Source organism: Halorubrum luteum (assembly GCF_054652935.1).
This window is the reverse complement of the sequence record NZ_BAAIGT010000002.1, coordinates 1,410,277-1,436,262: the sequence shown is the minus strand read 5'-3', so window position 1 is coordinate 1,436,262 and position 25,986 is coordinate 1,410,277. Positions and strand designations below refer to the sequence as shown.

Annotated in this window: 30 protein-coding genes, 1 tRNA gene and 1 pseudogene; 18 read left to right on the top strand and 14 right to left on the bottom strand. The window is 66.8% G+C overall.

What is annotated here, in order from left to right; all coding sequences use genetic code 11:
- The first annotated feature begins 33 nt into the window (after positions 1 to 33).
- The 3 genes and pseudogenes from ACYQ0R_RS07130 to ACYQ0R_RS07120 all read left to right on the top strand — a co-directional run.
- Positions 34 to 318: a DUF5789 family protein gene (locus ACYQ0R_RS07130; protein ID WP_459821976.1), complete on the top strand. Its 285-nt coding sequence runs from the start codon at positions 34 to 36 to the stop codon at positions 316 to 318.
- Positions 318 to 884: an adenylate kinase gene (locus ACYQ0R_RS07125; protein ID WP_459821974.1), complete on the top strand. Its 567-nt coding sequence runs from the start codon at positions 318 to 320 to the stop codon at positions 882 to 884. Before ACYQ0R_RS07130 ends, ACYQ0R_RS07125 begins: the two co-directional genes overlap by 1 nt.
- A 21-nt stretch (positions 885 to 905) precedes the next feature.
- Positions 906 to 1,175 (top strand): annotated as a pseudogene (locus tag ACYQ0R_RS07120) (GTPase); the annotation flags it as partial.
- Positions 1,176 to 1,222: 47 nt separating this feature from the next.
- On the opposite strand, the gene ACYQ0R_RS07115 reads toward ACYQ0R_RS07120, so the two are convergent.
- Together ACYQ0R_RS07115 and ACYQ0R_RS07110 are read right to left on the bottom strand one after the other, a co-directional pair.
- Positions 1,223 to 2,269, bottom strand: coding sequence for a hypothetical protein (locus tag ACYQ0R_RS07115; RefSeq protein WP_459821972.1), 1,047 nt, complete (start codon positions 2,267 to 2,269; stop codon positions 1,223 to 1,225).
- A 109-nt stretch (positions 2,270 to 2,378) separates the two neighbouring features.
- Positions 2,379 to 3,083, bottom strand: a complete 705-nt coding sequence (locus ACYQ0R_RS07110) for a DUF1405 domain-containing protein (protein WP_459821970.1) — start codon at positions 3,081 to 3,083, stop codon at positions 2,379 to 2,381.
- A 207-nt stretch (positions 3,084 to 3,290) separates the two neighbouring features.
- Between ACYQ0R_RS07110 and ACYQ0R_RS07105 the strand changes: the two genes are divergently transcribed.
- The 3 genes from ACYQ0R_RS07105 to ACYQ0R_RS07095 all read left to right on the top strand — a co-directional run bounded on the left by ACYQ0R_RS07105 (position 3,291) and on the right by ACYQ0R_RS07095 (position 4,474).
- Positions 3,291 to 3,899: an FxsA family protein gene (locus tag ACYQ0R_RS07105; RefSeq protein ID WP_459821968.1), complete on the top strand. Its 609-nt coding sequence runs from the start codon at positions 3,291 to 3,293 to the stop codon at positions 3,897 to 3,899.
- Positions 3,900 to 4,005: 106 nt separating this feature from the next.
- Positions 4,006 to 4,079, top strand: a tRNA-Ile gene (locus ACYQ0R_RS07100).
- A 173-nt stretch (positions 4,080 to 4,252) separates the two neighbouring features.
- Positions 4,253 to 4,474 carry a hypothetical protein gene (locus ACYQ0R_RS07095; RefSeq protein WP_459821966.1) on the top strand — a complete coding sequence of 74 codons (222 nt, stop codon included), beginning with the start codon at positions 4,253 to 4,255 and terminating at the stop codon, positions 4,472 to 4,474.
- Between the two features lie 218 nt (positions 4,475 to 4,692).
- Here ACYQ0R_RS07095 and ACYQ0R_RS07090 read toward each other — a convergent pair whose 3' ends face one another.
- A complete protein-coding gene (locus ACYQ0R_RS07090) occupies positions 4,693 to 4,950 on the bottom strand; it encodes a type II toxin-antitoxin system HicB family antitoxin (protein ID WP_459821964.1) in 258 nt (85 codons plus the stop codon).
- Between the two features lie 113 nt (positions 4,951 to 5,063).
- Here ACYQ0R_RS07090 and ACYQ0R_RS07085 point away from each other — a divergent pair, with 113 nt between their 5' ends.
- The 4 genes from ACYQ0R_RS07085 (at position 5,064) to ACYQ0R_RS07070 (ending at position 7,515) form a co-directional block, all read left to right on the top strand.
- A complete protein-coding gene (locus ACYQ0R_RS07085; protein WP_459821962.1) occupies positions 5,064 to 5,288 on the top strand; it encodes a ribbon-helix-helix domain-containing protein in 225 nt (74 codons plus the stop codon).
- Between the two features lie 19 nt (positions 5,289 to 5,307).
- Positions 5,308 to 5,661 (top strand): PIN domain-containing protein, encoded by a 354-nt coding sequence (locus ACYQ0R_RS07080; RefSeq protein WP_459821958.1) that lies wholly within the window; start codon positions 5,308 to 5,310, stop codon positions 5,659 to 5,661.
- An 8-nt stretch (positions 5,662 to 5,669) separates the two neighbouring features.
- Complete coding sequence (locus ACYQ0R_RS07075) at positions 5,670 to 5,879, top strand: hypothetical protein (protein ID WP_459821956.1); 210 nt, start codon at positions 5,670 to 5,672, stop codon at positions 5,877 to 5,879.
- 76 nt (positions 5,880 to 5,955) lie between these two features.
- A complete protein-coding gene (locus ACYQ0R_RS07070; RefSeq protein ID WP_459821954.1) occupies positions 5,956 to 7,515 on the top strand; it encodes a cryptochrome/photolyase family protein in 1,560 nt (519 codons plus the stop codon).
- Between the two features lie 47 nt (positions 7,516 to 7,562).
- Here the strand turns inward: ACYQ0R_RS07070 and ACYQ0R_RS07065 are convergent, their stop codons facing one another.
- From ACYQ0R_RS07065 to ACYQ0R_RS07040, 6 genes are all read right to left on the bottom strand, one after another.
- Positions 7,563 to 8,072: a hypothetical protein gene (locus tag ACYQ0R_RS07065; protein ID WP_459821952.1), complete on the bottom strand. Its 510-nt coding sequence runs from the start codon at positions 8,070 to 8,072 to the stop codon at positions 7,563 to 7,565.
- Between the two features lie 81 nt (positions 8,073 to 8,153).
- Positions 8,154 to 9,572 (bottom strand): DASH family cryptochrome, encoded by a 1,419-nt coding sequence (locus tag ACYQ0R_RS07060; RefSeq protein ID WP_459821950.1) that lies wholly within the window; start codon positions 9,570 to 9,572, stop codon positions 8,154 to 8,156.
- 90 nt (positions 9,573 to 9,662) lie between these two features.
- Positions 9,663 to 10,430 (bottom strand): archaeal proteasome endopeptidase complex subunit alpha, encoded by a 768-nt coding sequence (gene psmA, locus ACYQ0R_RS07055; RefSeq protein ID WP_459821948.1) that lies wholly within the window; start codon positions 10,428 to 10,430, stop codon positions 9,663 to 9,665.
- Between the two features lie 4 nt (positions 10,431 to 10,434).
- Entirely contained in the window at positions 10,435 to 10,914 is a 480-nt protein-coding gene (locus ACYQ0R_RS07050; protein ID WP_459821946.1) for an Rpp14/Pop5 family protein, read from the bottom strand.
- Between the two features lie 24 nt (positions 10,915 to 10,938).
- Positions 10,939 to 11,577, bottom strand: coding sequence for a class I SAM-dependent methyltransferase (locus ACYQ0R_RS07045; RefSeq protein ID WP_459821944.1), 639 nt, complete (start codon positions 11,575 to 11,577; stop codon positions 10,939 to 10,941).
- Positions 11,561 to 12,289, bottom strand: coding sequence for an RNase P subunit p30 family protein (locus ACYQ0R_RS07040; RefSeq protein ID WP_459821942.1), 729 nt, complete (start codon positions 12,287 to 12,289; stop codon positions 11,561 to 11,563). Before ACYQ0R_RS07040 ends, ACYQ0R_RS07045 begins: the two co-directional genes overlap by 17 nt.
- 96 nt (positions 12,290 to 12,385) lie before the next feature.
- Between ACYQ0R_RS07040 and hemC the strand changes: the two genes are divergently transcribed.
- The 3 genes from hemC to ACYQ0R_RS07025 are packed head-to-tail and all read left to right on the top strand — an operon-like array spanning position 12,386 to position 15,179.
- Entirely contained in the window at positions 12,386 to 13,567 is a 1,182-nt protein-coding gene (hemC, locus tag ACYQ0R_RS07035; RefSeq protein WP_459821940.1) for a hydroxymethylbilane synthase, read from the top strand.
- On the top strand, positions 13,564 to 14,448 hold the full coding sequence (cobA, locus tag ACYQ0R_RS07030) for a uroporphyrinogen-III C-methyltransferase (RefSeq protein ID WP_459821939.1): 885 nt from the start codon (positions 13,564 to 13,566) through the stop codon (positions 14,446 to 14,448). The genes hemC and cobA overlap by 4 nt, the downstream gene beginning before the upstream one ends.
- Complete coding sequence (locus ACYQ0R_RS07025; RefSeq protein WP_459821938.1) at positions 14,445 to 15,179, top strand: uroporphyrinogen-III synthase; 735 nt, start codon at positions 14,445 to 14,447, stop codon at positions 15,177 to 15,179. The genes cobA and ACYQ0R_RS07025 overlap by 4 nt, the downstream gene beginning before the upstream one ends.
- A gap of 76 nt (positions 15,180 to 15,255) precedes the next feature.
- Here the strand turns inward: ACYQ0R_RS07025 and ACYQ0R_RS07020 are convergent, their stop codons facing one another.
- From ACYQ0R_RS07020 to ACYQ0R_RS07010, 3 genes are all read right to left on the bottom strand, one after another.
- A complete protein-coding gene (locus tag ACYQ0R_RS07020; protein WP_459821936.1) occupies positions 15,256 to 16,443 on the bottom strand; it encodes a redox-regulated ATPase YchF in 1,188 nt (395 codons plus the stop codon).
- A 124-nt stretch (positions 16,444 to 16,567) separates the two neighbouring features.
- Complete coding sequence (locus tag ACYQ0R_RS07015; protein WP_459821935.1) at positions 16,568 to 17,857, bottom strand: PQQ-dependent sugar dehydrogenase; 1,290 nt, start codon at positions 17,855 to 17,857, stop codon at positions 16,568 to 16,570.
- Positions 17,858 to 17,986: 129 nt separating this feature from the next.
- A complete protein-coding gene (locus ACYQ0R_RS07010) occupies positions 17,987 to 19,291 on the bottom strand; it encodes an MFS transporter (protein WP_459821933.1) in 1,305 nt (434 codons plus the stop codon).
- 151 nt (positions 19,292 to 19,442) lie between these two features.
- On the opposite strand from ACYQ0R_RS07010, the gene ACYQ0R_RS07005 reads away from it, so the two are divergent.
- The 3 genes from ACYQ0R_RS07005 (at position 19,443) to ACYQ0R_RS06995 (ending at position 22,267) form a co-directional block, all read left to right on the top strand.
- Complete coding sequence (locus tag ACYQ0R_RS07005) at positions 19,443 to 19,808, top strand: DUF2209 family protein (protein WP_459821931.1); 366 nt, start codon at positions 19,443 to 19,445, stop codon at positions 19,806 to 19,808.
- The gene (gene hflX / locus ACYQ0R_RS07000; RefSeq protein WP_459821929.1) at positions 19,805 to 21,193 is read left to right on the top strand and encodes a GTPase HflX; all 1,389 of its coding nucleotides are present in this window, start codon (positions 19,805 to 19,807) and stop codon (positions 21,191 to 21,193) included. Before ACYQ0R_RS07005 ends, hflX begins: the two co-directional genes overlap by 4 nt.
- Positions 21,194 to 21,289: 96 nt before the next feature.
- Positions 21,290 to 22,267, top strand: a complete 978-nt coding sequence (locus tag ACYQ0R_RS06995; protein WP_459821928.1) for a cation diffusion facilitator family transporter — start codon at positions 21,290 to 21,292, stop codon at positions 22,265 to 22,267.
- Positions 22,268 to 22,312: 45 nt separating this feature from the next.
- Here the strand turns inward: ACYQ0R_RS06995 and ACYQ0R_RS06990 are convergent, their stop codons facing one another.
- Together ACYQ0R_RS06990 and ACYQ0R_RS06985 are read right to left on the bottom strand one after the other, a co-directional pair.
- On the bottom strand, positions 22,313 to 23,335 hold the full coding sequence (locus ACYQ0R_RS06990) for an oxidoreductase (protein ID WP_459821926.1): 1,023 nt from the start codon (positions 23,333 to 23,335) through the stop codon (positions 22,313 to 22,315).
- Between the two features lie 50 nt (positions 23,336 to 23,385).
- Complete coding sequence (locus ACYQ0R_RS06985; protein WP_459821924.1) at positions 23,386 to 24,132, bottom strand: SOS response-associated peptidase; 747 nt, start codon at positions 24,130 to 24,132, stop codon at positions 23,386 to 23,388.
- Positions 24,133 to 24,209: 77 nt separating this feature from the next.
- Between ACYQ0R_RS06985 and ACYQ0R_RS06980 the strand changes: the two genes are divergently transcribed.
- The gene (locus tag ACYQ0R_RS06980) at positions 24,210 to 25,085 is read left to right on the top strand and encodes a hypothetical protein (protein WP_459821922.1); all 876 of its coding nucleotides are present in this window, start codon (positions 24,210 to 24,212) and stop codon (positions 25,083 to 25,085) included.
- 90 nt (positions 25,086 to 25,175) lie between these two features.
- Complete coding sequence (locus ACYQ0R_RS06975; RefSeq protein WP_459821920.1) at positions 25,176 to 25,943, top strand: ribonuclease H-like domain-containing protein; 768 nt, start codon at positions 25,176 to 25,178, stop codon at positions 25,941 to 25,943.
- Positions 25,944 to 25,986: the final 43 nt, after the last annotated feature.

Here is a 25,986-nt window from a genome sequence, read left to right as displayed (position 1 = left end):
AACGATAACTTGTCACGCTGTGACAGTTCTCACATGCGACTACCCGAAACGAGGGATCTGTTCGCGAAGGCGTTGGAGTTCCCGGCGTCGAGACGTTCCGTGATCGACGCCGTGGGCGATACCGAGCTCGAAGCGCCCGGTGGCGACAACGAGACGATCGCTCAAGTACTCGACCGAACTGACGCGGACGAGTTCCGTTCGGCGGACGAGCTGTACGACACACTTCTCACCTTCGTGAGCGACGCGTTCATCGGACGGAAGTACTACGACGACCGCGGCGCATCCATCCGTGAGGAGAAAGACGAGGTGAATCTCTGATGTCCGTCACTCCGATCTCCGGCGTCACCGGCGTCGGCCTGTCGAGCGTGTGCCGAGAAGCGCGGCGGCGGCTCTCCGACGAGTACACGCTGATCAACTTCGGGGACAGCATGCTCGAACAGGCGGCCACCGCAGGGATCACGACGGACAGAGACGAGCTCTCGTCGCTGTCACGCCGGGAGATACGTCGGCTCCAGCGCCGTGCTGGCGAGTACGTCGCGGACGTGGCGGAAGACGATCGAGTGCTCCTCGCGACGCATCTGACGGTCAAAACCGAGAACGGGTTCATAGACGGACTTCCGAACGACGTGTTAAACGAGATCACTCCACAGCGTTTCGTCGTGTTGGAGGCAACACCGGAGACGATACTCGACCGCCGCGAACGCAGCGATCGGTCCGTTGATCTCCCGTCGCCGCGAGCGGTCGAGTTCGAGCAACATCTCAACCGCGCTGCGGCGTTCGAGTACGCCCGAGAACTGAACGCGCCGGTGCAGTTCGTCGAAAACGAAGACGACATCGATGAGGCTGCCGAAGCGGTCGTCGGACTCCTGTCGGAAGAGTCCTGAGTGAGCGGCTTCCGAACGGAGTCGTACTCCTTCACGGCGATCGACCCGTCGGTCGGAGAGGCGTACGTTCGCGTGAGCTGTGCGGCACCGGAGTTCGAGGAGAGGTGTACGCCGAGCGTCGGCGTCTGCGAGAACGGAACCCGGTTCGTTCCGATCAAACTCGTCGACGTGGCCGGGCTCGTTCCGGGCGCACACGAGGGGCGCGGACTCGGCAACCAGTTTCTCACCGACCTGAACGAGACGGACATGCTGATCCACCTCGTCGATTTCCCGGGGAAACCCGACATCGAGTACGATCACCTTTCGTTCGTTCCCGTTGACGCGCACGCGGAGAAGAGTTAAAAGTCGAAGCCGGCGACGGCGTCGTTCGGGTGAAGTGGACTCGACGGGTACGGCGGGGAGGAGTCCGGGTCGTTGTACGCGCGAGGCGCACCGTCGTTCGGTCCGTTCGGATACCACAGCGCGGCGAGCGTCTGGATCTGCCGGCGGCCGCTCGCGAGCTCGAACTGGCCGCCGCCGTACATCTCGATCCCTTCTCGCTGGCAGTAGTCGATCGTCTCGAACAGCGACTCCAGACTACCGAACCGAGAGGGTTTGACGTTACACCACCCGGGGTCGACGGGCAGCGACCGCAAGCTCTCGACGCCGTCGACGGGGTAGTCGAACGCGAGCCGGTCCGCTTGCGGCTCCAGAAGCGGGGTCGTCGCGGGCGTGAACGCGGCGTCCTCGACGACCGCCGACGGAAACGCGGCGAGCACGTCGCGGTACAGTTCGGGGTCGGCTTCGACGTCCACGTCCGTCCCCTCGTACCAGCCTTTTACATCCAGTACCCGGACCGCGCCCGTCTCGCGAAGCTCGACGAACACCTCCTCCGGCCACTCCGGCGTCGGATCGAGTTTGAACTCGAGATCGGGATCGGTGGCGAGCAGTTCGGCTACTCGGTCCGCCGTTGGCGGGTCACCGAGCCGCGTCGAGACGACGAATCGGACCGGCTCCGGCTCGATCCCGAGGCGTTCGCCGAGCGAGACGTCCGCCTGCTGTAGCCCCAGATCGAGCGCCGCGCTCTCGATAGCCCACCGGCGGTAGTTTCTGGACGTTTCCCGTTCGGGCGGCTTTGCGGCGAAGAGGTCGAGATCGGACAGGTGTGCCGACAGCTCCGCAACCGTCCAGTCGCCCGTCAGCGCCACCGGATCGGTTCCGGCGAGCGCCTCGTGGTCGACGGTCTCGTAGGTGACGTCCTCGCCGCGGCCCGTCATCCCGTCGCCAGCGAGTCGAAACTCCGTCGTCGTCCGGTCGAACCCGCTCGTCGTGGCGGCCTCGTGTTGTCGACGTTCGACGGAGTCGATCGTCACCGTAAGCTCCGCGGTCCGCTCGTATGTATCCATAGCAACACACACTCGCTCGCGGGTCATAAGTGGTGATCCGACCGATCCATCCACAGCGATGACCCGGAGCGGATCGTCGCAGTCGCCTCCGTTCTGATCCGCGCTGTCGTCAGGACGTGTCCTCGACGCGGCATTCGAGTTTCGCGACGCGAGTTGCGAGCATCCAGACCGTTGGGATCACGGTGAGTACGACCGCCCCGGCGGCTGCCACTTGAAGCACGGTCGTCGTGAACCACGGCTCGTGGCCCGCGTACGGCAGCGGCGTGTGAGTCACGTCGCCGATCACGGGAACGAAGTAGTCCATCAACAGGTCGAGGGTGTACCACGCTACCGCGACGGCGACCGCCTGCATCGGAAAGTCGGTCATCCTGTGCAGGACGAACGCCTGCACGACCATCGCGAGGTGGCTACCCAGCAGGAACGCATACATCGGCGTGGACGATGACGCGAGGAACCCGGGTGCGAACACGACGAGTACGTACGGGGTCCACAGCCCGAGCTTGATGTTGCCGAAGAAGGCGAGCGCCGCGAGATAATCGTTCGGCTTTCCGACCGCCCACGAGGCGAGTGCGAGGGCGATAAGCAGCGTCGCAAGCGGGCTGTCGGGGACGAACAGCCACATCTCCGGAGGGACGCGAGAGAACTGGAATCGGTAGTACCAGAAGCCGAACGCCGTCCCCGCGAGATTGATCGCGACGATCACCCAGACGAACCGGAACGCGACATCCTCGAGGCGTTTCGGGAGCGGCGCAACCCACCGTGGGAGCCGTTCGCGGTCCGGTGGATCCCGCCCCAGCGCACCGATAAGGTCCATGTGCTCGGGTCGAACTCGCCGTTCAAAGCGGTGCCGGTCTCGGAGACTCCTCACCGTCTCGAGAGTTGCATACGGCCGCGAAATGATGCCTCGATCCGGAACGCCGCTACCGATCCGGGCGATACGTACCGGACCGTCGACGAACCGGGGGGTGACACACGGTCGGTGACGAAAAGGGCTATGGGTGCCCGGCCGAAAGCCATGGCCATGCGCCCGCGTACGCTGCTCGCGTTGCTGCTCGTCGTCCCCTTCGTCGACGCCCTGTTTTTGGTGTACGTCGCGACGCGACTCGGGTGGACGCTCACCGTCGCGCTCGTCGTTTTAACCGCCATCCTCGGAATGCTACTGCTCCGCGCGGAGGGGCGCGCTACTCTTGCGCGCGTACAGCGGAAGCTCGCCCGTGGCGAGCCGCCGACCAACGAGCTGCTTGACGGTGGGTTCCTGATCGCGTCCGGCGCGCTGCTTCTCACGCCGGGGCTCGTTACCGATGGAATCGGCTTTCTGTTCGCGTTCCCGCTCACCCGCGTCCCGCTCCGGGCCGTGCTCAAAAAGTACGTCGTGATTCCGTACATCGACCGCCAAACGGGCGGGTTCGCCACCGGGAACGTGTACATCGGCGGATTCCCGAGCGGCGAGGAGGGGTTCGATGTCGGCGGGGGCTTCGACCCGGGGTCCGGTTCCCCAGGACCCGATGCCGGCGGACCTGACTCCGATCCCCCCGATTCGGGCGGATCGTTCGGGTCGGCTGATGACGCCGACGACATCGTCGACGTCGACTTTACCGTCGAGGACGAGGAGACTGACCGGTCGTCGTGAGATCCGCCCTCCCACGGGACGCCGTCACAAAACCGACGGACGGCGGGGTACTGCCGAAAGGAAACTCTTAAACTGCTACCCACGCAACGACCGTATGCGCTCACCTGGGCCAATAGCTCAGTCAGGTTGAGCGCTCGGCTGATAACCGGGAGGTCCACGGTTCAAATCCGTGTTGGCCCACCTACTGTACGCACGGTCCTTGGCCGTGCGGGATTGGTGGGCTGGGACTCCCCAGCCACCCAATTTCGGTATTCTAACACTCCTGAGAAGGGGGTCCTAAATCGTAATCTCAACAGTTCCACGAGCGCGCCCCCGCGCCGTACTGCGGTGCGTGGAGTCGGAGGTGTCTCCGCTTGAACCTCAGCTACGTCGGCACGCTGGGGACCGAGAAGGACTCCGAGTTCCGCTGCGGAACGTGCAAAGCTCGGTGCACCAAGAGTCCCGTCGACGGGACCGAATACGGCCATCTCATCGGGTGTCCGAACCGTCCCGACAAGTTCACCAAGTCCGCCTCCGACGGGAAACGCTACTACCGTCCTGACGACGACGAGAACGAGGGAGGTGTCTCCGCGTGAGCTCACACACGCACCGGGGTCGGGACCGTCTCCGCACGGTGCGTGCGGTGTAAGAACGACCGGGAGAAGCGGACCTACACCGTCAACGGAGACGAGGAGTCCGGCTCGTTCAAACACGTCTGCCACAGACTCCCCTCGCGGCCGACGGGTCGGTACCGAATCGACCGGAGCGCCTTCACAATCTCTCGACCGTCAAAACTCGCATAGACCATTCAGAACTACTCCCACGGCGGCTCGCCGGCGTCCTCGACCTCGTCGGGGTCGATGCCAATCTCCTTGAGGAACGCCTCCTCGTCGTCGATCGGCTCGCCACCGCCGGCGTGGAGGGTCAGCGCGTCCGCGAGCCGGGAGAGCGCAACCGGCTTCGACTCGCCCGACGCGGCGACGCCCGACTCGACATCGAGCGCCGTCACGAGCTCGCCCTCGTAGGTGAACTTCACCCCGTCGGCGCGGTCGTTCTCCGAAGTGGTCGACATTACCTACATTGGGGTGTGGAACGGGTGAAAAGTGTTCTGGCGCGGTGTGTAAGAAGTCGGCTATCCAGTTATCCGGAGAAAAGAATATACGTTCTCTATACGTACTCTATACTATGAGCACGGACAGACATTCCGTTCCGGTATCGCTTCCGCCGGAGCTCGTCAGTGAACTCGACGAGCTCGTCGAAGCGGGTCAGTTCGGTTCGCGATCGGAGGCACTGCGATACGGTGCCCGGCTCGTGCTTCGCGAGGAGTTACAAAAGCGACTTCACGAACGGACGGCTGAAGACGCGACAGACGACATCAAGGAGCGACTCGAACGCAAACGTGTATCTTGATACCGATGTCGTTCTTGCAGTGTTAAAAGCCGACGACTGGCTCAGTTCAGCAGTCGATCTCGACGCGATCGACGATCCCGAGACATCCGTCTCGACCTGTATCGAGGTGCAGTACGCGATGGAAGACGAGTGGGACCGCGACCGACTCACGACCGTGAACGAGGCGATCGTCGACGCGGAGATCGAGCTCATTCCGCTGCGAGAGCCTCACATCGCCGCTGGCGGAACGCTACAACGGAAGTACGATCGACTCAATCTTTTTGACGCCGTCCACCTTGGAACCGCAGAGATTCTCGATGAGACACTTGTCTCGACGGACACGCTGTATCCGACTATCGACGAGATATCCACCGTCGACCCGCGAGAACTCTGATCGGCTCCGTGGGAACCATCCGGAACCGTCCGCCGTTCACGCCGCACCGGAACGCGGGGTCGCCACGCCCGGTGATCAGCGACCGCGGCGACGCCTCGGAGGACGTACTGGAGAAGCACTACGACGAGGCCGGCAGTCGACTGGAGCGTCCCGATAGGGAGCTCGTCTTCCGAGGCCATCGGTACAATCACGACGCGAGCCTCGTCAGTCTCCGGTAGCTCGTGTCGCACCTTCAGGTTGCTCGCGACACGTGCTTCGCGAGGAGAATATATGACGTCGGTTCTTGACACGTGTATGCACCAACCGCTGGTCGGGTCCGCGCCCGAATACGAGATCGACGACGACGAGGTGATCTGGGTGCTCGGCACTCAGCTCACCGAGCAGTGTGGGCCGCTCGCTCGTGCGCCTGCGGGGAGCCGCGTGCTGCTGATCGAGGCCCACGAGTTCGCCCGTCGGATGCCGTATCACCACCACAAGCTCACGCTGATCTTCGCCGGAATGCGACGGTTCGCCGACCGACTGCGATCGGCCGGCTACGACGTTCGATACGTGAAAGCCGACACGTTCGGGGAGGGTTTCGAGACGTTCTTCGCGGACGCGCCGGACGCCACGCTGGTGACGATGCGATCGCCGAGTCACGGCTCCGAGCGACGCTTTCGCGAGCGTATCGACGCCGTGGGTGGCGACGTCCGGTTCGTCGAGAACGAGCTGTTCGCGAGCACCCGTCGGGCGTTCGACGAGTGGGCGAACGACGACGGGGGATTCGTCCACGAGCGGTTCTACCGGTGGATGCGCCGCGAGTCCGGCGTGCTGATGGACGGCGACGAGCCGGTCGGCGGCGAGTGGAACTACGACGCCGACAACAGGGAGTTCCCACCGGCAGAGTGGACCGCGCCGCCCGTTCCCTCCATCGACTACGACGATCGCACCGAGGAGACGGCCGCGTGGGTCGCCGAGACGTTCGACACGTGGGGGCAGACTGACGGGTTTCGCTGGCCGGTGACCCGCGAGCAGGCCCGCGAGCACCTGGACCACTTCGTGGCCGAGCGGCTGCCGGAGTTCGGCCCCTATCAGGACGCGATGCGTGACGACGACTGGGCGATGGCGCACGCCCTCCTGAGCGCCGCGGTGAACGTCGGCCTGCTGCATCCCGTCGAGGTGATCGAGACCGTCGAGACCGCGTATCACCAGCGCGATGCGGTCGGACTCGCGTCGGCAGAAGGGTGCATCCGACAGCTGCTCGGCTGGCGAGAGTTCGTGCGCCACGTGTATCGACACACGATGCCGGAGCTTTCGACCGCGAACGCGCTGGACGCCACCCACGACCTGCCGGAGTGGTACTGGACGGGCGAGACGAGCATGGGCTGTTTGGCCAGCACCGTCGACGACGTCCACGCCCGTGGATACGCCCACCACATTCAGCGACTCATGGTGCTCGCGAACTTCGCGACGCTGTGGGGCGTCGAACCGAGCCAGCTCAACGAGTGGTTCCACGCCACCTTCGTCGACGCGTACCACTGGGTGACGACGCCGAACGTCGTCGAGATGGGGCAGTTCGCTCACGGGGCGTTCGCGACGAAACCGTACGTCTCCTCAGCGAACTACGTCGACCGGATGTCCGACTACTGCGGGCACTGCCGATACGACGAGGACGCCACGACCGGCGACGACGCTTGTCCGTTCAACGCGCTTTACTGGGCGTTTCTCGACCGCAACGAGGAGCGACTCCGCGACAACCACCGGATGGCGTTAATGTACAGTCACGTTGACAACAAGCGGGAGTCCGGTGCGATGGACGCGATCCGGACGCGAGTCGATACGCTCCGCGAGCTGGCCGAGAACGGCGCACTCTGAGCCACCGCCAGCGGTACGACACGCGCCGGTTCGCGAGCTCCCGGTGCTCAGTACCGGAGCACCGCATCGAGGATCCCGGCGCTCTGCCCGACTCCGACGAGAACGAGCGCGACCGTCTGTGCAGTCGGGGCGACCGTCACGACTCCGACCGTGTACAGCGCGACACCAACGAGACAGCCGCCGGCACCGCCGAAATACACCCATGCGCCGCGCTCGACTCGGCGACCGGTGGACACGAATCCGACGGCGGGAAGGAGCATCCACCCGCCGAGCGCGACACCGAGAAGCGCCGTGCCGGCGGCGTCGACGTGGAATCCGACGGCACCGAAAAGCGTCACGATGAGTCCGGCAGCGATGATGGACCACCAGACGTGCAGCAGGCCCTCCCGCATATCGGCTCGTCCGGTCACTGCGAATCCAGCGAGCAGCAGGGCCATCACGACGTGGGCCATGAACAGCGTGTGACGCGTCACGACGGTGCGGTGAGCAGCGATGACGAACGCCCACGCCAGCGGTACGAGAAGCGAGGGGGCGACGGCTCGAAGACGACGGAACATATCCGTGGCTCACGTTCGGAGGGGAACGACATTAGCTGTACCGTCGATTCCGTCCTCCCGGTGTCGAGAGGTGTCGTCGCGTTATCCGGTTCGGAGTTCGGCGTATCGCGCCTCGAGGTCGATCATCGGCCGGGGGTAGTCGCGACCGAGATCGACGTCGTACCGATCCTGTTCGTCGTCGGTCATCCGCCACGGGCGATGCGCGTACTCCGGCGGAAGGTCCTGTAGCTCCGGGAGCCACGTGGTGACGTAGTCGGCGTCGGCGTCGTAGCGGTCCGCCTGCGAGAGCACGTTGAAGTGGTTGTTCCGCGAGTCGTTTCCGACGCCGGCCTGATACGCCCAGTTGCCCCAGTTGGAGGCGACGTCGTAATCGACCAGTCGCTGCTCGAAGTACGCTGCCCCCCATCGCCAGTCGATGCCGAGCGCATCGGCGAGAAACGAGGCGACGTTCTGTCGGCCGCGATTGGACATGTACCCCGTTCGGTTGAGCTCGCGCATGTTCGCGTCCACGAACGGGATTCCCGTCTCGCCGCGTGCCCACCGGCGGAACGCCTCGCGATCCCGTCTCCAGTTGGGCTCGACGTCCCGAATCCCGGTCGCTCCGAAGAACGCCGCGCCGTGTTTGCGGAACTGAAACTGGAAGAAATCCCGCCACAGAAGCTCGAACACCAGCCAGTACGTATCCTCGTTCGCGACCCGAGACTCCTCGTACCGCGTGATCTCGCGGTGGATCGTCCGGGGCGAGAGACAGCCGGCGGCCAGCCACGGCGAGAGCTTCGACGAGTAGTTCGCTCCGAGCAGCCCGTTCCTGGTCCGTTTGTACGTCCGAAGATGGTCGCCATCCCATAGATACTCCTCGAGGCGGTCCCGGCCCGCCGACTCGCCGCCCTCGAACGCCAGCACTACACGATCATCGGCGGGAGTCTCCGGCGGCTCCGGGATCGCCCCCGCGGGCAGGTCGACATCGGGAGTGGTAACCGTTTCGGGAGCGGGAACGACCTCACGGACTGACGACTCGCGTTCGACCGTCTTGCGCCACGGGGTGAAGGTGTCGTTCATGCGCTCCGGCGGAGTCGGAAGATCCTTCGGGTGGTACAGCGTATGGGTCCACTGGCGCTCGAACCGCACATCTCCTGGGAGCGCGTCGTGAACGGCGCGTTCTCGTCGACGCTCCTCGGTGGCGGGTTTCGTCTGTGCGTAGACGGCGTCGGCGTCGACCTGCTCGACGATGTCGGGAAGTACGGTCTCGGCTCGTCCGCGCCTGACGTACAGATCGCCGCCGAGACGACGAAGGGAGGCACGAAGGTCGGCGAGGCTCTCGCTTCGGAATCGTGTACGGACCGTTCCACGTTTTCGCGTCCCGTAACGGGTCTCCCCCCGTCGACGCGGATCAGCAACGTACACCGGTACCACCACGTCTGCGGCGTCGACGGCAGCAGCCAGCGTCGGGTTGTCATCAACGCGAATGTCGTCCCTGAACCAGACGATTGCGGTGTTCACACACGGGTAACGGGGTGAAAGAACAAGTATTCGAGGCCGTGTACCGCAGCGTCGTAACCGCGAGTCGTGACCGCGGCGTCGTGACTGCGGCTACTGGTCTTCGTCTGCTTCCGCTTCCTCGTCGTCAGCCGCCAGGATACCCCGGTCGTCCAGCACGGACGCCAACTCCTCGTTCGACGGCTCGGTGAACGTCTCGTCCTCGACGGTGATCGTCGCGACGCCGACACCCTCCGGTCGGAGCCCGTCGTCGTTCGCTCGCGCGAGCGCGTCGAGTGCGAGTCCCATCGCCTCGTCGGTGGACAGACCGTCCTCGTACTCCGATTCGAGGTAGTCACGGAGGTCGCTACGGTCCGAGCCGATCGACAGGGCCTTCCACTCGTACGGGGTCCCCGAGGGGTCCGTCTCGAACAGACGCGGCTCGCCGTTTTCGATCCCGCCGACGATGAGCGCGACGCCGAACGGTCGCGCGCCGCCGACCTGCGTGTACTGCTGGATATGGTCCGTTATCGTCTTGGTGAGCGTCTCGATCCCCATCGCCTCGCCGTAGCGGAGGCGGTTCACCTGCGCCTGGCGACGAGCGAAGTCGATCAGCTGTCGCGCGTCGGCGACGTGACCCGCGCTGGCGACGCCGACGTGGTCGTCCGCCTTGTGGAGCTTTTCGATGCTTTCCGGCTCCATCAGCGGGGAGCGGGCGCGCTTGTCGGCCGCCAGCACGACGCCGTCCTCGGCGCGAACGCCGACGCTCGCCGTCCCCCGTTTCACTGCCTCTCGCGCGTACTCGACCTGATACAGTCGACCGTCGGGAGAGAAGATGGTGATGCCGCGGTCGTACGCCTGTTGTTGGGATTGGCCCTGCATGATATCACTCGATGTCGAACGTTGTCGCGCCGACGAACCCCGAATCCGTCCGTACGTCGCACGCGTCCTCACGCACGACGGCGGTCGAGTCGGCATCCGCAAACGCAACGTCTCGCTGTTGAAGATTTCCGCCCGCGCGACCCATATATCTTTCCTCACAGGCACGCACCGTTCCCGAGACGCCACGGACCCGGACCCCGACCGGGTCGCCGTCGACCTCGCTCACGCAGGCGATCGCTGCCCGCGCGTCGTCGACGTGTCCGCGCCGGGTCCGAACGATGGCCTCTCCGTCGCCATCGGCGAATCGAAAGCCGAGAAGCTTCAGCCCCACGTTCGCGCTTCCTGCGTCCCCGAGGAAGTTGCCCGCTGCGTACCACAGCGCCCGCTGGAACCGCCGCCTATCGATCGTCGCGTCCGGCCACGCCTCGAGTCCGACCGCGAGGTATCGCCACCGCGGCTGAAGATGTTTCGGGAGGTGTTTCATGGTAGTTCTTCGTCACCCTCGCGGCTACTCCGCACCCGGCACCTCGTCGCCGGAGCCGATGTGCTCGGCGACGATCACCGCGACCTGGTCGTGTACGCGAGTCACGTCAACGACCGCGAAGCCGACATCCGTGAACGCCTCCACGAGCGTACCGACGGTTGCCGGGTCGTCCACCTCCGGACTGTAGAACGGCTCCGACGGGTTCGGCTCCTCGAAAAACGCCACGTCGCCGAGCACGATCCGGCGGGCTCCCGTGTCGGCCATCACGCGAATCGCCGCACGCTTCTCGTCGTCAGCGAGGTGGTGTAACGCGAAGTTCGAGGTGACGATGTCGACCTCGGTCCCGGGATCGACGTTCGGGTCGCGAAACTCGCCGTACGCGAACTCGACGTTCTCGACGCCGGCGTCCGCGGCCTTTCGTCGTCCCTCTTCCATCATCCCCTCGCTGATGTCGCGTCCGATCACGCGGGCCGCCGCGGGAGCGAGCGCGAGAGCGATCGCACCCGTGCCGGTTCCCAGATCGAGGACGACGTCGTCCGAGTCCGGGTCGGCGTGCTCGATCACGAGTTCGGCACACGCGCGATACTCGTCACTTTTCGACTCGTCGTACTCGGCCGCCTTCGCGGAGAATCGCTCGGCGTGCTCCTCAACGCTCCGTTTCATACCGTCCACGTCGGACCCCCGGCTGTATGAAGCTCTCGGAGCGTCGCTCCCGGTTTCGCTCGGCGATCTCGCTCCACGCCCTGATCCCTTCGCGGATCCACTCCGGATCGAACCCCGCGGTCTCGGCCACGGCGACGAGCTCCCTCGGTGCTCGAAGCTCGAGATGTGAGGCTGCGTTCGCGCTGACGACGTGGGGCGCGTCGTAGTAGGTGACGATCTCGCGGAGCTTTCGGAGCTCCGCGAGCGCCTGCACTCGCTGGCCGCCGGTCGCTCGGAGCACGGGACCGAGATCGAACTCGACGTGGACGTCGTTGTCGCGGGCGGCCTTCGCGAGCACGTGATTGAAGTCGCCGTTCCCCTCGACGGGGCGGACGAGCACGTCGACGCGGGGCTCCTCGACCGCGTACCGGTTCAGGCGGTCGTCGCCACCGACGACACAGACGATCGTGTGATCGGATCGGTGGGCCCCGACTGCCCCGCCCGCCGCGCCCGGATCGGCGGCGTCGATCTCGACCGCGTCGACGATATCGATGCCGTACTCCGCGCAGAGCGCGTCGATTAGGTCGTCGTGGTCGCCGTCGTCTCCTCGGAGGTCGGCCAGCGCCTCCGGTGTCCGGACGACGATGCCGTCGTAGCCATAGCGCGCTGCGGTGCTGGCAAACCGGGCGACGGTCGTCTCGCCGTCGGGATACGCGTGGACGGCTTCGTACATGGTCGTCGTTGAGTCCGAGGGGGTTTCCTCGTTGCGCTTTCTTGCGCGACGACGAGAACTGGTGTCCTTTTGAACGCGGGGGGCTTGCATCAACGTATGACCGAGACGCTCACGCTGGCGACTCGCGGGTCGGATCTGGCACTCCGACAGGCCGAATCCGTCCGCGACGCGCTGTCGACTCGCCGTCGCGACGTCGACGTGCGCCGGGTCCAGACCCGTGGCGACCGGATCTCCGACGAGTTGATCCACAGGCTCGGGCGAACCGGTGCGTTCGTTCGCGCGCTCGACGAGGAGGTGCTCTCCGGCGATGCCGACCTCGCGGTCCACTCGCTGAAAGATGTCCCAACCGAGGACGCGGGCGATCTCGTGATCTCCGGGGTTCCGGAGCGCGCGCCCGCCGGCGACGTGGTCGTGCATCCGGAGGGACTCGGGATCGAGGAGCTCCCCTCAGGAGCGGTCGTCGGAACCGGATCGCTTCGACGAACCGCACAGATCAAAGCGGAGCGACCGGATCTCGAAGTTGCGCCGCTCCGCGGCAACGTCGACACCCGGATCGAGAAGCTGCTCGCGCCCGGATTGCAGATGGAGCACGAACGCCGGCTGATCGCGGCGGGAGAGCTCCAGGCGGAGGATTCGCCGGAAGATGGTGATCCCGCTGCGGGAGACGAAGCCGACGAGTCGTTCGACCGGACGGTCGAGGAGTGGTTCGACGATCTTTCGGATATCCAGCGGTCGGCGATGGAGCGCCGCGTCGAGACGGAGTACGACGCGATCGTGCTCGCGGAGGCGGGGCTCCGTCGCTCCGAGCTGTTCTACGAGGTTCCGACGACGCGGTTACAGCGCGAGGAGTTCGTTCCCGCCGCCGGGCAGGGGGCGATCGCGGTGATGGCGACCGATCCGGACGTGGTCGAGACGGTTCGGTCCGCGGTCGACCACCCGCGAACCCGGATCGCGACGACGGTCGAACGAACCGTCCTCGAGACGCTCAACGGTGGCTGTATCGCACCGATCGGCGTCTCCGCGCTCGTACAGGGAGAGTACGTCCACACCCGCGTCCGCGTGCTGTCGACGGACGGAACCGAGGAGGTCGCCGACGTGCGTGACCTTCCGATCGAGTCGCACGCGCAGGCCGCCGAAGCGTTCGCCGACGAACTCGCCGACCGCGGCGCAGCGGAACTGATCGACCGCGCCCGCGAGGAGGCGGATACGGAGCCGAGTGTATCGACTGGCGGAGCGGAGTCGGTGATGCGCGGCTCCGAGGAGGGGGACGACGCATGAGCGACGACGCGACCGGCGACGCCACGACGCCGCCGACGCGGACCCGTGAGGACGACGTCGGAACGGTGTATCTCGTCGGCTCCGGGCCGGGCGATCCGGACCTGTTGACGGTGAAGGCGGCGCGCCTGCTCGAAACCGCCGACGTCGTCCTCCACGACAAGCTCCCAGGGCCGAAGATCCTCGACGAGATCCCGGCCGCGAAACGCGAGGACGTCGGCAAGCGTGCCGGCGGGGAGTGGACGCCACAGGAGTACACGAATCGGCGGCTGGTCGAGCTCGCGAGCGACGGGAAGACGGTCGTTCGGCTGAAAGGTGGCGATCCGTTCGTCTTCGGTCGCGGCGGCGAGGAGGCCGAACACCTTGCAGACGCGGGGATCCCGTTCGAGGTCGTTCCGGGCGTCACTTCCGCGATCGCCGGTCCGGCGGTCGCCGGCATCCCCGTGACGCATCGCGACCATGCGTCCTCCGTCTCGTTCGTCACCGGTCACGAGGACCCGACGAAGCCGGAGTCGGCGGTCGAGTGGGGCGCGCTCGCGGCGACGGGCGGGACGATAGTCGTGCTGATGGGTGTCGGGAAACTGCCGAAGTATACGGCCGAGCTCCGGGATGCGGGACTGGATCCGGAGACGCCGGTCGCGCTGATCGAGCGCGCGACGTGGCCGGACGGTCGGGTCGCGACGGGGACGCTGGAGACGATCGTCGACGTCCGCGACGCGGAGGAGATCGAACCGCCCGCGGTCACCGTCATCGGCGAGGTGGCCGCAACTCGCGAGCGCGTCGTCACGTTTCTCGAAAACGCCGGGTCCGCACCCGTCTCGCCGGGATCGACACCGACAGGCGACGCGGGCAGTGCCGATGATCCGGACGGTGAGACCGAATGACTGACCGCCCGCGTGTGGCGGTGTTCCGCCCCGACGACGAGCGGATCGACGACGCAGTCGACCTGCTTTCGAAGCTCGGCGCGGAGCCCGTGCCCGACCCGATGCTCGCAGTCGATCCCACGGGTGCAACCCCCGATGATGCACAGTACGTCGTTCTCACCAGCAAGACGGGCGTGGAACTCGCCGCGGAGGCCGGCTGGGAGCCGGACGGAGCGACGCTCGTCGCGATCGGTCCCGCGACCGCGGCGGCCGCCCGCGACGCCGGCTGGACCGTCGACATCGTGCCAGCGGAGTACACCTCGAGCGGACTCGTCGAGCGTCTTCGCGGGGACGTCGACGGCGCCCGTATCGAGGTCGCGCGGTCGGACCACGGGAGCGACGTGCTCCTCGACGGACTCCATGATGCCGGTGCGGTCGTCACCGAGACCGTTCTCTATCGTCTGACTCGCCCCGACGGGGCCGGCGAATCCGCCCAAATGGCAGCGGACGGAGCGCTAGACGCCGCCGCGTTCACCTCGTCGCTGACCGTCACACACTTCGTCGAAGCGGCTGCGGAACGTGGTGTTCGCGACGCGGCGGTCGCGGGGTTACACGAGGCGGTCGTCGGTGCGATCGGTCCGCCGACGGCGGAGACGGCCGCGGAACACGGTATCGACGTCGACGTCATCCCGGACGACGCGGAGTTCGAGGCGCTCGCGGGAGCTGTCGTCGAGACGCTCGACTCGCCGTAGCCGGCGAACGAAGCCATCGTCGTTCCACTGACGGCGACTCGCTCGGCGGCTCCGATCCACACCCGTCCGACTGCCTTCAGGGTCCCGCCGTCGAAACGATGCGGATCACGTCGCCCTCGGTCAGCTCGTGGCTCTCACCGATGCGACGGTTCGATCGCGCGTCGACCGCGTGGACGTACCCCTCACCGATGTCGGTGTGGACCGCGTACGCTAGGTCCGGGGGCGTCGACCCGGATGGGAGGAGGAACGCGTCCGGAAGCATCGTCCCGGTCCCGTCGGTCCACTTCGAGGCGTCTTGTACTGGGTAGACGGTCACGCGATCGAGGAGGTCGTAGACGGCGTGATTCAACGCCGCCTGCACGCCGGTTCCGCCGAACCGCTCCATCACGGAGGCGATCGATGCGAGTCCCTCCTGCTGGCTCTCGGAGAGGTCGCCGGTCACCGCGAACGACTCGTCGCCCGGGGCGTACTCGATCACGCCCGCTTCAGCGGCCCGTCGGAGGGCGAGTTCACCGTCAGCCGTCGCCGGAATAACCGGTTTCTCCGTCCCGTCTCGTAGCCGATCTATCGCCTCCTCGGGCGCGATGTCTGCCTTGTTCGCGACGACGACGATGGGCTTGGTGCGCCGACGGACTGCGCGCGCAAGCGTCTCGCGGTGGTCGTCGGTCCACTGTTTCGGATCCGACGGGTACGCCAGATCCCGGAGAACGGCGGCGACGTCGGCTTCGGACGCGCCGAACCCGGTCAACAGCTCGGCGAGTGACTCCTCGATGTCGAAATCGGGTGAGCGGGATTTCCGCTCCACGCTCTCCCAGTTGTCGGCGACGATGCCGGCGAGCCACAGATCCATCTCCTCCTCGATGAAGTCGACGTCGTCGAGGGGGTCGTGGCTGCCCGGTTCGACCGGCTCGCCCTCCGCGTTCGTCCCGCCGGAGGCGTCGACGACGTTCAACACCACGTCGGCGTTCGTCAACTCGTCGAGGAACTGATTGCCGAGCCCCTTCCCCTCGTGGGCGCCCGGGACGAGTCCGGCGACGTCCAGCAGCTCGACCGGGACGTACCGCGTGCCGTTCCGGCAGTTCTCCTGTCCGCACCGCTCGTCGCGGTCCAGACACGGACAGTCGGTCCGGACGTGGGTGACGCCGCGGTTGGCGTCGATCGTCGTGAACGGGTAGTTCGCGACGTCGACGTCGGCCATCGTCGCCGCGGTATAAAAGGTGGACTTGCCGGCGTTCGGCTTGCCCGCCAGCGCGACCGTGATCATATCGGTACCTCACGGTGCCGGAAAAAGCGCCTTTCGGTCACGCCGCACGCTCGGATTCCACGGACCGGCATCCGCTCCCAGGCCCCGTGAGCACTGGTACGGTCGCGACACGGGTCGCGGCCGCTCACTCCGGAACCAGCCTGACGACCGGCGCGTCCGCGTCGTCGACGGCGACGTAGAGGTGACCCGAATCCGGCCCGACGACCACGTCCCGTATCCGCCACCCTCGTCCGTCGAGGAGTGGGTCGACCGCCGCCACGTCCCGTCCGTCGACCCGGAATCGCCCCAGATACTGACCGGCCAGATTACCGACGAACAGGTCGCCGTTCCACGCCGGAAACGCCTCGCCGTCGTAAAAGGTGATTCCCGCGGGCGGGAACCCGCCGCTGCCACACTCCCAGTAGTACACCGGATCGACGGTGTCGTCGCGCTCGTGCGGCTGCTCGCCGACCGGGTCGTCGGTGCCGTACTCACAGCCGTAATGCACGACCGGCCAGCCGTGGTTGCCGCCGCGCTCGACGACGTTGATCTCGTCGCCGTCGCGCTCGCCGTGTTCCGACTGCCAGATCTCGCCCGTCTCCGGATGTGTCGTCATCCCCTGGACGTTGCGGTGGCCGTAGCTGTAGATCGCGTCGGCGACGTCCGGGTCGTCGACGAACGGGTTGTCCTCGGGGATCGATCCGTCCCGGTTCAGTCGGAGCGTCGTCCCGAGCTCGTTCGACGCGTCCTGTGAGACGTGGTCCGGCCCGAACTCCTTGTACTGTCGGTCACCGACGGTGACGTACATCGCACCGTCCTCGTCGAACGTGATCCGGGAGCCGTAGTGTCCGCGGTCCGGGTGGGCGAACGGCTCGGCGACGTGAAGCTCCTCGAACGCCTCCAGCTCCGGCGTCTCGGGGTCGAGTCGTCCCCGACCGACGTGGGTCGCCGACTCGCCGGCGTCGTTCGTCGCCGCGTACGTGAGGTACACCCAGGGGTCGTCCGGAAACGCGGGATCGACCGCGACGTCGAGCATGCCCCCCTGTCCAACTGCGTGGACGTCCGGCGTTCCCGGTACCGATACGGCGGGGGTATCGATCGCGTTCTCCCCGTCGTCCGCGGTCTCCCCGTCGGTCGCGCGGTCGACCAACAGCAGGTCCCCGTCGCGCTCCGTAACCAGCAGGCGCCCGTCCTCGGGAAGGACGGCGAGTCCCCAGGGGTGGCTCACCCCGTCGACGACCGTCTCGACCGAGAACTCGTGCGTCTCGGGGTCGGTTACCGGTTCGTCGTCGGTGTCGGGAGCGTCGTTGCCGTTCGGCTCCGCCGGTTCCGGATCGTCGTCGAGACAACCGGTGACCGTGAGGCCAGTCGTCGCTGCGATCCCGATCAGTGTTCGTCGGCGAAGCGTCGTCCGCCCTGCATCGGAGGGGCTCATGGTCTCTCGTCGTGGTCGTTCGAGCGGGTCGCTTTTCAGCGTTGTGCGGATGTCGGCGCTTTGGATGGTTCGGACGCTTTTTTGCGTCAGCAGCGTTCCCGCAGTTCCTGCGTCAGCAGCGCTCCCGATTCACCCGCTAGCGTCGCGAGAACTCCGGTACCACAGCAGGAGCGAACAGCAGAACGCGACGCCGAGAGCGGCGGCGACGATGCCGAACGCGATCCGGTAGCCGAGTTCGGTGTACGCGACGGTCCCGCCGACGCGCTCGCCGGTTCGATAGGCGTCGAGCGCGGTGCCCATCGCCCACGGCAGGATCGACGCGCCGACGAACCCCGCCGCGTTGACCGTCGACGTCGCAACGCCGCTCGCACCGGCGGGGTACCGCTCTTTCACGATCGTGAGCGTGATCAGCCCGGAGCCGATGAGGAATCCGGACACGCCGTACACGACGGCGACGACCGGGAGCGGCGGTCGACCGACGACGGCGAGCGTGCCGAGCGCGAGCGCGAACAGCCCGACGCCGGCCGACAGCGGGAGGTATCGCGTCTCGAACCGGTCGGAGAGCCAGCCGATCGTCGGGCCGCCGAACAGGATACCGACCGCGCCGACGAGCGTGTACGTCGAGGCGGTCGCCACGCTCAGGTCGTACACGACCACGAGATACGGGACGCCCCACAGTCCGATCAGGGTGAGCAGCGTTCCGTTCGTCGCGAAGAAAACCACGGAGAGCAGCCACTGGTCGAGGTCCCGAGCGAGCGAGCGAAGGTGCTCCCCCGTCTCCTGGAGCGACACGGACGGCCGCTCGGGAACGCCCTCGATGGGTTCGAGGCCGGCCTCCGAGGGCGACTCGCGAACGAGCGCGAACGCGAGCCCGGCCGCGAGAAAGCCGACCCCGGCCATCGCGGTCACCGTCGTTCGCCAGCCGACCGCGTCGACGGCGAGCGCGAGCGGCGTCGTGGCGAGGATCGCGCCCAGTCCGGCGACAGCGCCGGTGACGCCGGTCATCGTCGCGAACTCGTCCGTCCGATACCAGTTCGCACAGAACCGGAGGATCGAGACGAAGATCACGCCGCCGCCGAGACCGATGACGCCCCGCGAGACGACGGCGGCGTGGTATCCGTCGCTGAGCACGAACCCGATCGCGCCGGCGCTGAGCACCACCGCGCCGCCGGTGCCGACGTATCGGGAGCCGAAGCGATCGACGAGAACGCCCGTGGGGATCTGAATGATGGCGTACACGATGAAGAAGGCGGCGTGGACCGTCCCGAGCTCCGCCGCCGACAGCGTGAACGCTGCGGTGAGCTCCTCCGAGAGCACTCCCGTCGAGAGCCGGTGGAGGTTGACAAGCAGGAACACCACGGCCAGCGCGCCCCACGCGACCCATCGGCGCTTCCGCGGATCCTGTAACACGTCCGCCGAGGAAGAGCCGTTCACGACCGTATCGGCGTTTCGCGATCCTCGTAATGGTTCGGATACCTGCAGCCTCCGTGGGGGAGTCGACCGGGAAGCTTCAAGCGGTCGGGGGTCGTACGCCGGGGCATGATCCGAAGAGGCGGAATCGAGGTGGACGGCACCCATCCCTGAAGTGGTCGGCGTCGACATCAGCGGTCGTCACGAGGAGGCGGAGGGGTACCTGATGGTCGCTGCGGCGGTCCACGCACGGATCGACTCCTCGCGGATCCGGTCGATAGAAGGGGTCGGGCTCGCTGCGGCCCGAGAGGGTCCGACCCTCGAGGCGACACTGGAGGTGACGGCCGAGGCGATCGGAAATCTCCCGGAGCCGCCGACCTGTCCGATCGTCGCCGAGGGCGGGGAGTTCTACGAGGAGCCCGCGGACCGCGTCGAGCTGAGTTTCCAGCCCGAGTTTAAATACGTCGAGAGCATAGCTGAACGCGAAACAGTGCAGGCAGCACACCACGCCGCGTACGCCGCACGGAGCCTTCTCCTATGACCGGCGGGACGTTCGAGGCCGGCGGCAGTGAGACGGGAACGCCGAGCGGAGCCGCGGCGCGCGACCACGACGAGAAGACGGAGGGACGGCGCGCTGTCGTCGCCAAACGCGTCGACTCCGGCGAGGCGGACCTCTCGGAGATCACCAAGCTCGCCGCCGCCGCCGGCTACGACGTCGTCGGCGAGGTCACCCAGACCCGTACGGAGGACGCGGCGTTCATGTTCGGCGAGGGGAAGGTCGCCCGGATCGCGGAACTCGTCGTCGCCGTGGACGCCGACTGCGTGATCATCGACAACGATGTCGGCCCGTACCAGACGTTCAACATCGGCGGCGAACTCCCCGAGGGGGTGGAAGTGATCGACAGGTTCACGCTGATCCTGGAGATCTTCGGTCAGCGTGCGAACACCCGGAAAGCACAGCTGCAGGTCGAACTCGCGGAGCTCCGGTACGAGCTGCCGCGCGCGGAAGCAAAGGCGAGTCTCGCGAAACGCGACGAGCGACCCGGGTTCATGGGACTCGGTGAGTACGACGAGAGCGTCGAACGCGACATCAAACGACAGATCTCGGAGATCCGGGACGAACTCGAGTCGATCGCGGAGAAAGAGGAGACACGACGGGAACGACGCCGGGAGTCCGGCTTCGATCTCGTCGCGCTTGCGGGGTATACGAACGCGGGTAAATCGACGCTAATGCGGCAGCTCGCCGCCGAACTCGACGTCGACGAGAACGTCGACCGACATCCGGATCTGGAGAGGACCGCCGAGTCGCAAGATATGTTGTTCACGACGCTGGGTACGACGACCCGTCGTGCGGAAATGGAGAAGCGCGACGTGCTGCTTACCGACACCGTCGGGTTCATCTCGGATCTTCCCCACTGGCTCGTGGAGTCGTTTCAGTCGACGCTCGAATCCGTGTATCGAGCGGATCTCGTCCTGCTCGTCGTCGACGCGAGCGAGTCGGTCGAGGAGATGCGCGAGAAGCTCGTCACCAGCCACGACACGCTGTACGAGCGCAACGAGGCACCGATCGTTACGGTGTTTAACAAGATCGACAAGCTTGAGCCGGGCGAGCTGGCCGACAGACGAGCCGCGCTGTCGGGCGTCGCTCCCGACCCGGTCGCGGTGTCCGCCCGGACCGGGGCCGGGATCGCCGAGCTTCGCGACCGCGTCGAGGAGGAGCTTCCCGACTGGGAGCGCGAGCGACTCGTGCTTCCGCTGTCAGACGAGGCGATGAGCGTCGTCTCGTGGATCCACGACCACGGCGCGGTCGACGAGGAGACGTACGCGGACGATCACGTCACCGTCTCCTTCGAGGCCGATCCGACCGTCGTCGCACGAGCCCGATCGAAGGCGGCCGAGCTGACGCCGGCGGGGTCGACAAACTGACGGCAGCCGGTCTCATCGGGTGCTCGTCGCCTGCGACGCCGACTCCGGGCGTCCCCATCTCCGATCACTTAAGAATCACCACGGACGACTGGTGATATGACCGGGCGGCCGGACGGCGACGAGTCATCCGACGTGGGCGACACCGATGGTGGCGACGTCTCCGGCGGTTCTCACGGTCGATCGGGAGTGAACGAGCGGAGTCGGTTCCGGCGTGCGTCGGGAGTGAACGTTCTCGGCAACGCGGCGAAGATTCTCGTCGAGGGGGCGGCCGGGCTCGCGTTCGGCAGCGTCGCACTCCTCGCCGACGCCGCTCACTCCGTCGCCGACCTCGTTGCCAGCGTCGTCGTCCTCGTCTGGGGGACCTCCAGATACGACGATCCTGACACCGAACACCCGCACGGTCACCAGCGGATCGAGCCGCTGACGGCGCTTTTCGTCGGCGCGATCATCTTTCTGCTCGGTGTGCTCCTGCTTCGCGAGTCCGTCGAGGGGCTTGTGGGCGTCCCGGAGGTCGCCGCGAGCCCGGTGTTGGTCGGAGCGCTGCTGTTCGCGATGGCCGACATGTACGTCCTGTACTGGTACACGACCCGGGTCAACGAGTCGCTGGGGTCGACCGCGCTCGCGGCGCTCGCGACCGACTGTCTCAACGATATCTACACCTCACTGGCCGCGCTCGTCGGCGTCGTCGGGGCGCTGTTGAACGTTCCCGTGCTCGATCCGGTCGCCGGTGCGGTCGTCAGCCTTCTCGTCGCGTATCAGGGCGTCGAGGTCGCCCGCGAGAACGTGACGTATCTCGTCGGCGCGGCGCCGCCGGAAGGCGACAGAGACCGGATCGTCGAAACTCTCCGCACCCATCCGGACGTGCAGGGAGTCCACGACCTCACCGTCTTCTACGACGGCACGGACATCGAGGTGGAAGTCCACGTCGAGGTCGACGGATCGATGACGCTTCGGGAGGCACACGACATCGAGACGGAGCTCGTCACGCGACTCCGGTCGCTCGCGGACGTGGGAGACGTCCACGTCCATCTCGACCCGTCCGGGCTCGGCGAGTGGAAGGACGCGACCGAGTGAGTCACCGACCGAGTGAGTCACTGACCGAGAGTCACTGACCGAGAGTCACCGACCGGACCGCGCCGGCGCGACCGCATCGAACGGGTACCGCACGTCCGTTAGCTCCTTGCTCACCGTCCAGAGACGCTCGGCGGTAGCCTCGTCGGAGGCTGCGTCGCTCGGCTCCTGTCGCTCCGGAGCGCCCCGCATGTTCATCAGTCCGCCGGGGCCGTAGTACGCGCCACCTTCCACGTCCGGAGCAGTCGCGGCGTATAAAAGGGGGAGCACGCCGCGTTCGGGTGGCTGACCGAGGACCGCGTTCGCGACCCACATCATCGCGTATCGGACGCGCGATCCCGACTCGCGCGGGCCCCGATACTGGAGGTCGGTGTCCGCGTACCCCGGATGGCAGGCGACGCTTTTCGTCCCCGCGATCCCCGCCGTCTCGAGCCGTCGCTGGAGCTCGTACGCGAAAAGCAGGTTCGCGAGTTTGCTCTGCCCGTACGCCGCCCACTTCCCGTACGACTCCTTGCCGTGGAGGTCATCGAAGTCGATCTCGCCCATCGTATGCGCCTCGCTCGAGTGGGTGACGATACGGCTCTCTCCGTCGGCAGCGACGAGGGCGGGGAGCAGTCGCCCCGTCAGCGCGAAATGGCCGAGATGATTCACGCCGAACTGGGTCTCGAAGCCATCCGCCGTCTCGCTGCGAGGGATCGCCATCACGCCGGCGTTGTTACAGAGGACGTCGATCGCGTCGTAGTCGTCACGGACCCCCGTCGCGAACGACGCGATCGAGTCCAGCGACGCCAGATCACACTCCCGCACGTCGAGCGTCGCGCCGGGCGACCGAGTTCCCGTACCGCTCTCCGCCGCCGAACCACCTGACGCGGTCGCGTTGCCGATGGCGTCCCTGATCGCGTGTGCAGCCTCGCGGCCACGGTCGAGGCTCCGGCACGCCATCACGACCGTTGCGCCCTTTCGGGCGAACGCCAGCGTCGCCTCGAAGCCGAGTCCGCCGTTCGCGCCCGTCACCACGACGGTTCGATTCGAGCAGTCCGGCATCCTATCTGCCGTCCACGAGTCGGTCATCACCAGTCGTACGGCCTCGACGCGTACAAACCCCCTGCCGCCAGCCGGTGTCAGTCGCTGGCGATCGGTTCGATGAGTTCGGGCCCGTCGTTCGCGGGGGCGTTGACTCGCGTCGACACCGGAACGGCCGTCAACTCGTCGGCGGGATACGGCTCCAGGAGCGCGGCCGCCTCGTCGGGGTCCCCGTGGAGCCACGTCGACTCGGCGCCCGGCTCCAACATCACCGCCATCCGATGGTGGAGGTCGGCGACGAGATCGTTGGGCTCTGTCGTGACCACGGTGAACGTCTCGACGACGTTGCCATCGCCGTCGGGGAGTGACGCCGATTCATCGGTCGAACCAGCTCCGCTCCCGCCGCCGAAGGCGTCGAGCCCGGTCTGTGTCGTTGCCGGGGTCGGCGGCTCCCACCGCTCGTAGAGCCCTGCCATCGCGAACGGCCGGTCGTCCTCGAAGGCGACGCGGTAGGGCCGTTTCCCACCGCCGGACGCATCTCGATCGACCCACTCGTAAAAGCCGTCGGCGGGGACGAGACAGCGACGGCGCTCGAACGCCTCGGCGAAGCTCCGCTTCTCCCGGATCGTCTCGCCGCGGGCGTTGATGAGTCCGAACGGTTCCTCGGCCCACCCCGGTGTGAGTCCCCACTTCATCCGCGTGACCTCGTGTGGTCGTTCGTCCGTGATCACCGGCAGTCGCTGCCCGGGTGCGCAGTTGTAGCTCGGCTCGACGTCCGAGAACGACGCGTCGAACCGGTCGGCCAGCCTCGCGGGAGCGGCAAACAGCGTGTATCGACCACACATGGATACGTGTCGTTCGTTCGGAGACGCCAAAAAAAACCATATTCGTGTTCGCGGCGAACTCAACGGGCATACACAGCATGAACCGACGAGCCCTCCTCGGCGGCCTCGCGCTCGCTGGTAGCGGAGCGGTCGCCGGCTGCGCTCGCGACGACGCGGGAACGGACGCGGCGCGTGACGGCGACTCCCGCACCGCGACGGACTGGTTGCCCACGGTCGACGCGCCGGACGAGGCGCTCCTCATGGAGCAGTTCGACGTCCAACACGTGTTGAACCACGAGTCCGCGATCCGCGAACTCGGCGTCGCACTCGACACGCTCGAACGGATCGACGACGACCCGCACGCGCTCGAGGCGGACGCGTTCGCCGCGGCGGAGCTCACGACCGTCGTCGACGTCGCGACGGAGCGCCCCGAGGGGCGACGGCTACGGGCGACGATGGTCGACGGCGCGTTCGACGTGGACGACGCCGTCTCGACCATCGAATCGGACCTCGACGGCGAACCCGTGGAACGAGACGCACCAGGCGACCGGCTCGTCGAGTCGGACGGGGGTGCCGTCGGGGTACGAGACGACGCCGTCGCGTACGGTCGCGACGGGGAGGTCGTCAGATCGATGCTCGAGGCGTCCGATCCCGACGGCAGTGGCCAGCACCGTTTCACTGCGTCGACCCCGGCCGAACTCACCGACGGGCTCGCTCGGTTCGCGGGGGTCCACGTGTTCGGAACGGAATCGCGGGAGCGGCTCCGGGTTCGAGGGTACGACGTCGTCGACGACGGGCGGGTCGCGACGACAACGCGGTACTGGGTCGCCGACTCGGAGGCGTTCGAGACGCTGGCGGCCGACCGAGCCGCGGACGCCGAACGCGCCGAGGAACTGGTCGACGTCGACACCGAGCGGTTCGAGGCCGCACAGGTGCTGGTCGTCGACGGGACGCTCGTCCTCGACGCGTCGTGAGGAGCGCGGGCCGACGGCCGGCGACGCCCCCGCGTAGCCACCCGGACGAGTCCCGTCGGCTTTTTGCCCGCGGGTCGCCCCGTACTCGGTATGCGAATCGAGAACAGCTTCATCCCGGTCGAGGGAGTCGGGGAGTCGACCGAGCGCCGCCTGTGGGAGCAGGGGGTGACGACCTGGGATGAGTTCGGTCCCGGCGTCAACGTCCGGGGGGTCGGGTCGACGACCACGAACCGGATCGAGTCGTTCATCGCGGAAGCGCGGGCGCATCTCGACGACGACGACGCGACGTACTTCGACCGGACGTTCCCGAGCCGCGAGCGATGGCGGCTCTACGAGAACTTCCGTGAGGAGACGTGCTTCTTCGACATCGAGACCACGGGACTCGACGAGCGTCGCGACCGCGTGACGACGGTGAGCTTCCACCGGGGCGGCGAGACGACGACGCTCGTCGCCGGTCGCGATCTCACCGTCGACCGGCTCCGCGAGGAGTTCGCGGACGCGAGCCTGCTGGCGACGTTCAACGGCGCGCGGTTCGACGTTCCGTTCCTCGAAACGTCGTTCGGGATCGACGTCGACACGCCACACCTCGATCTGCTGTACCCCTGTCAACGGCTCGGCCTCTCCGGGGGGCTGAAACCGATCGAAACGCGGCTCGGGATCGACCGCGACCGGCCGGACCTGTCGGGTCGCGACGCGGTTAGACTCTGGCACGAGTACGAGCGCGGCGACGACTCGGCGCTCGACACCCTGGTGTCGTACAACCGCGAGGACACGGAGAACCTGCGGACGCTTGCCGACGTCGTCTGCCAGTCGCTACATGAAGACGTCTTTCCGCCGGCGATCACCGGCGAGCAATGAACTCCGGTGGGACCGTCGAGGCGACATCGGCGGCGAGTCGGTG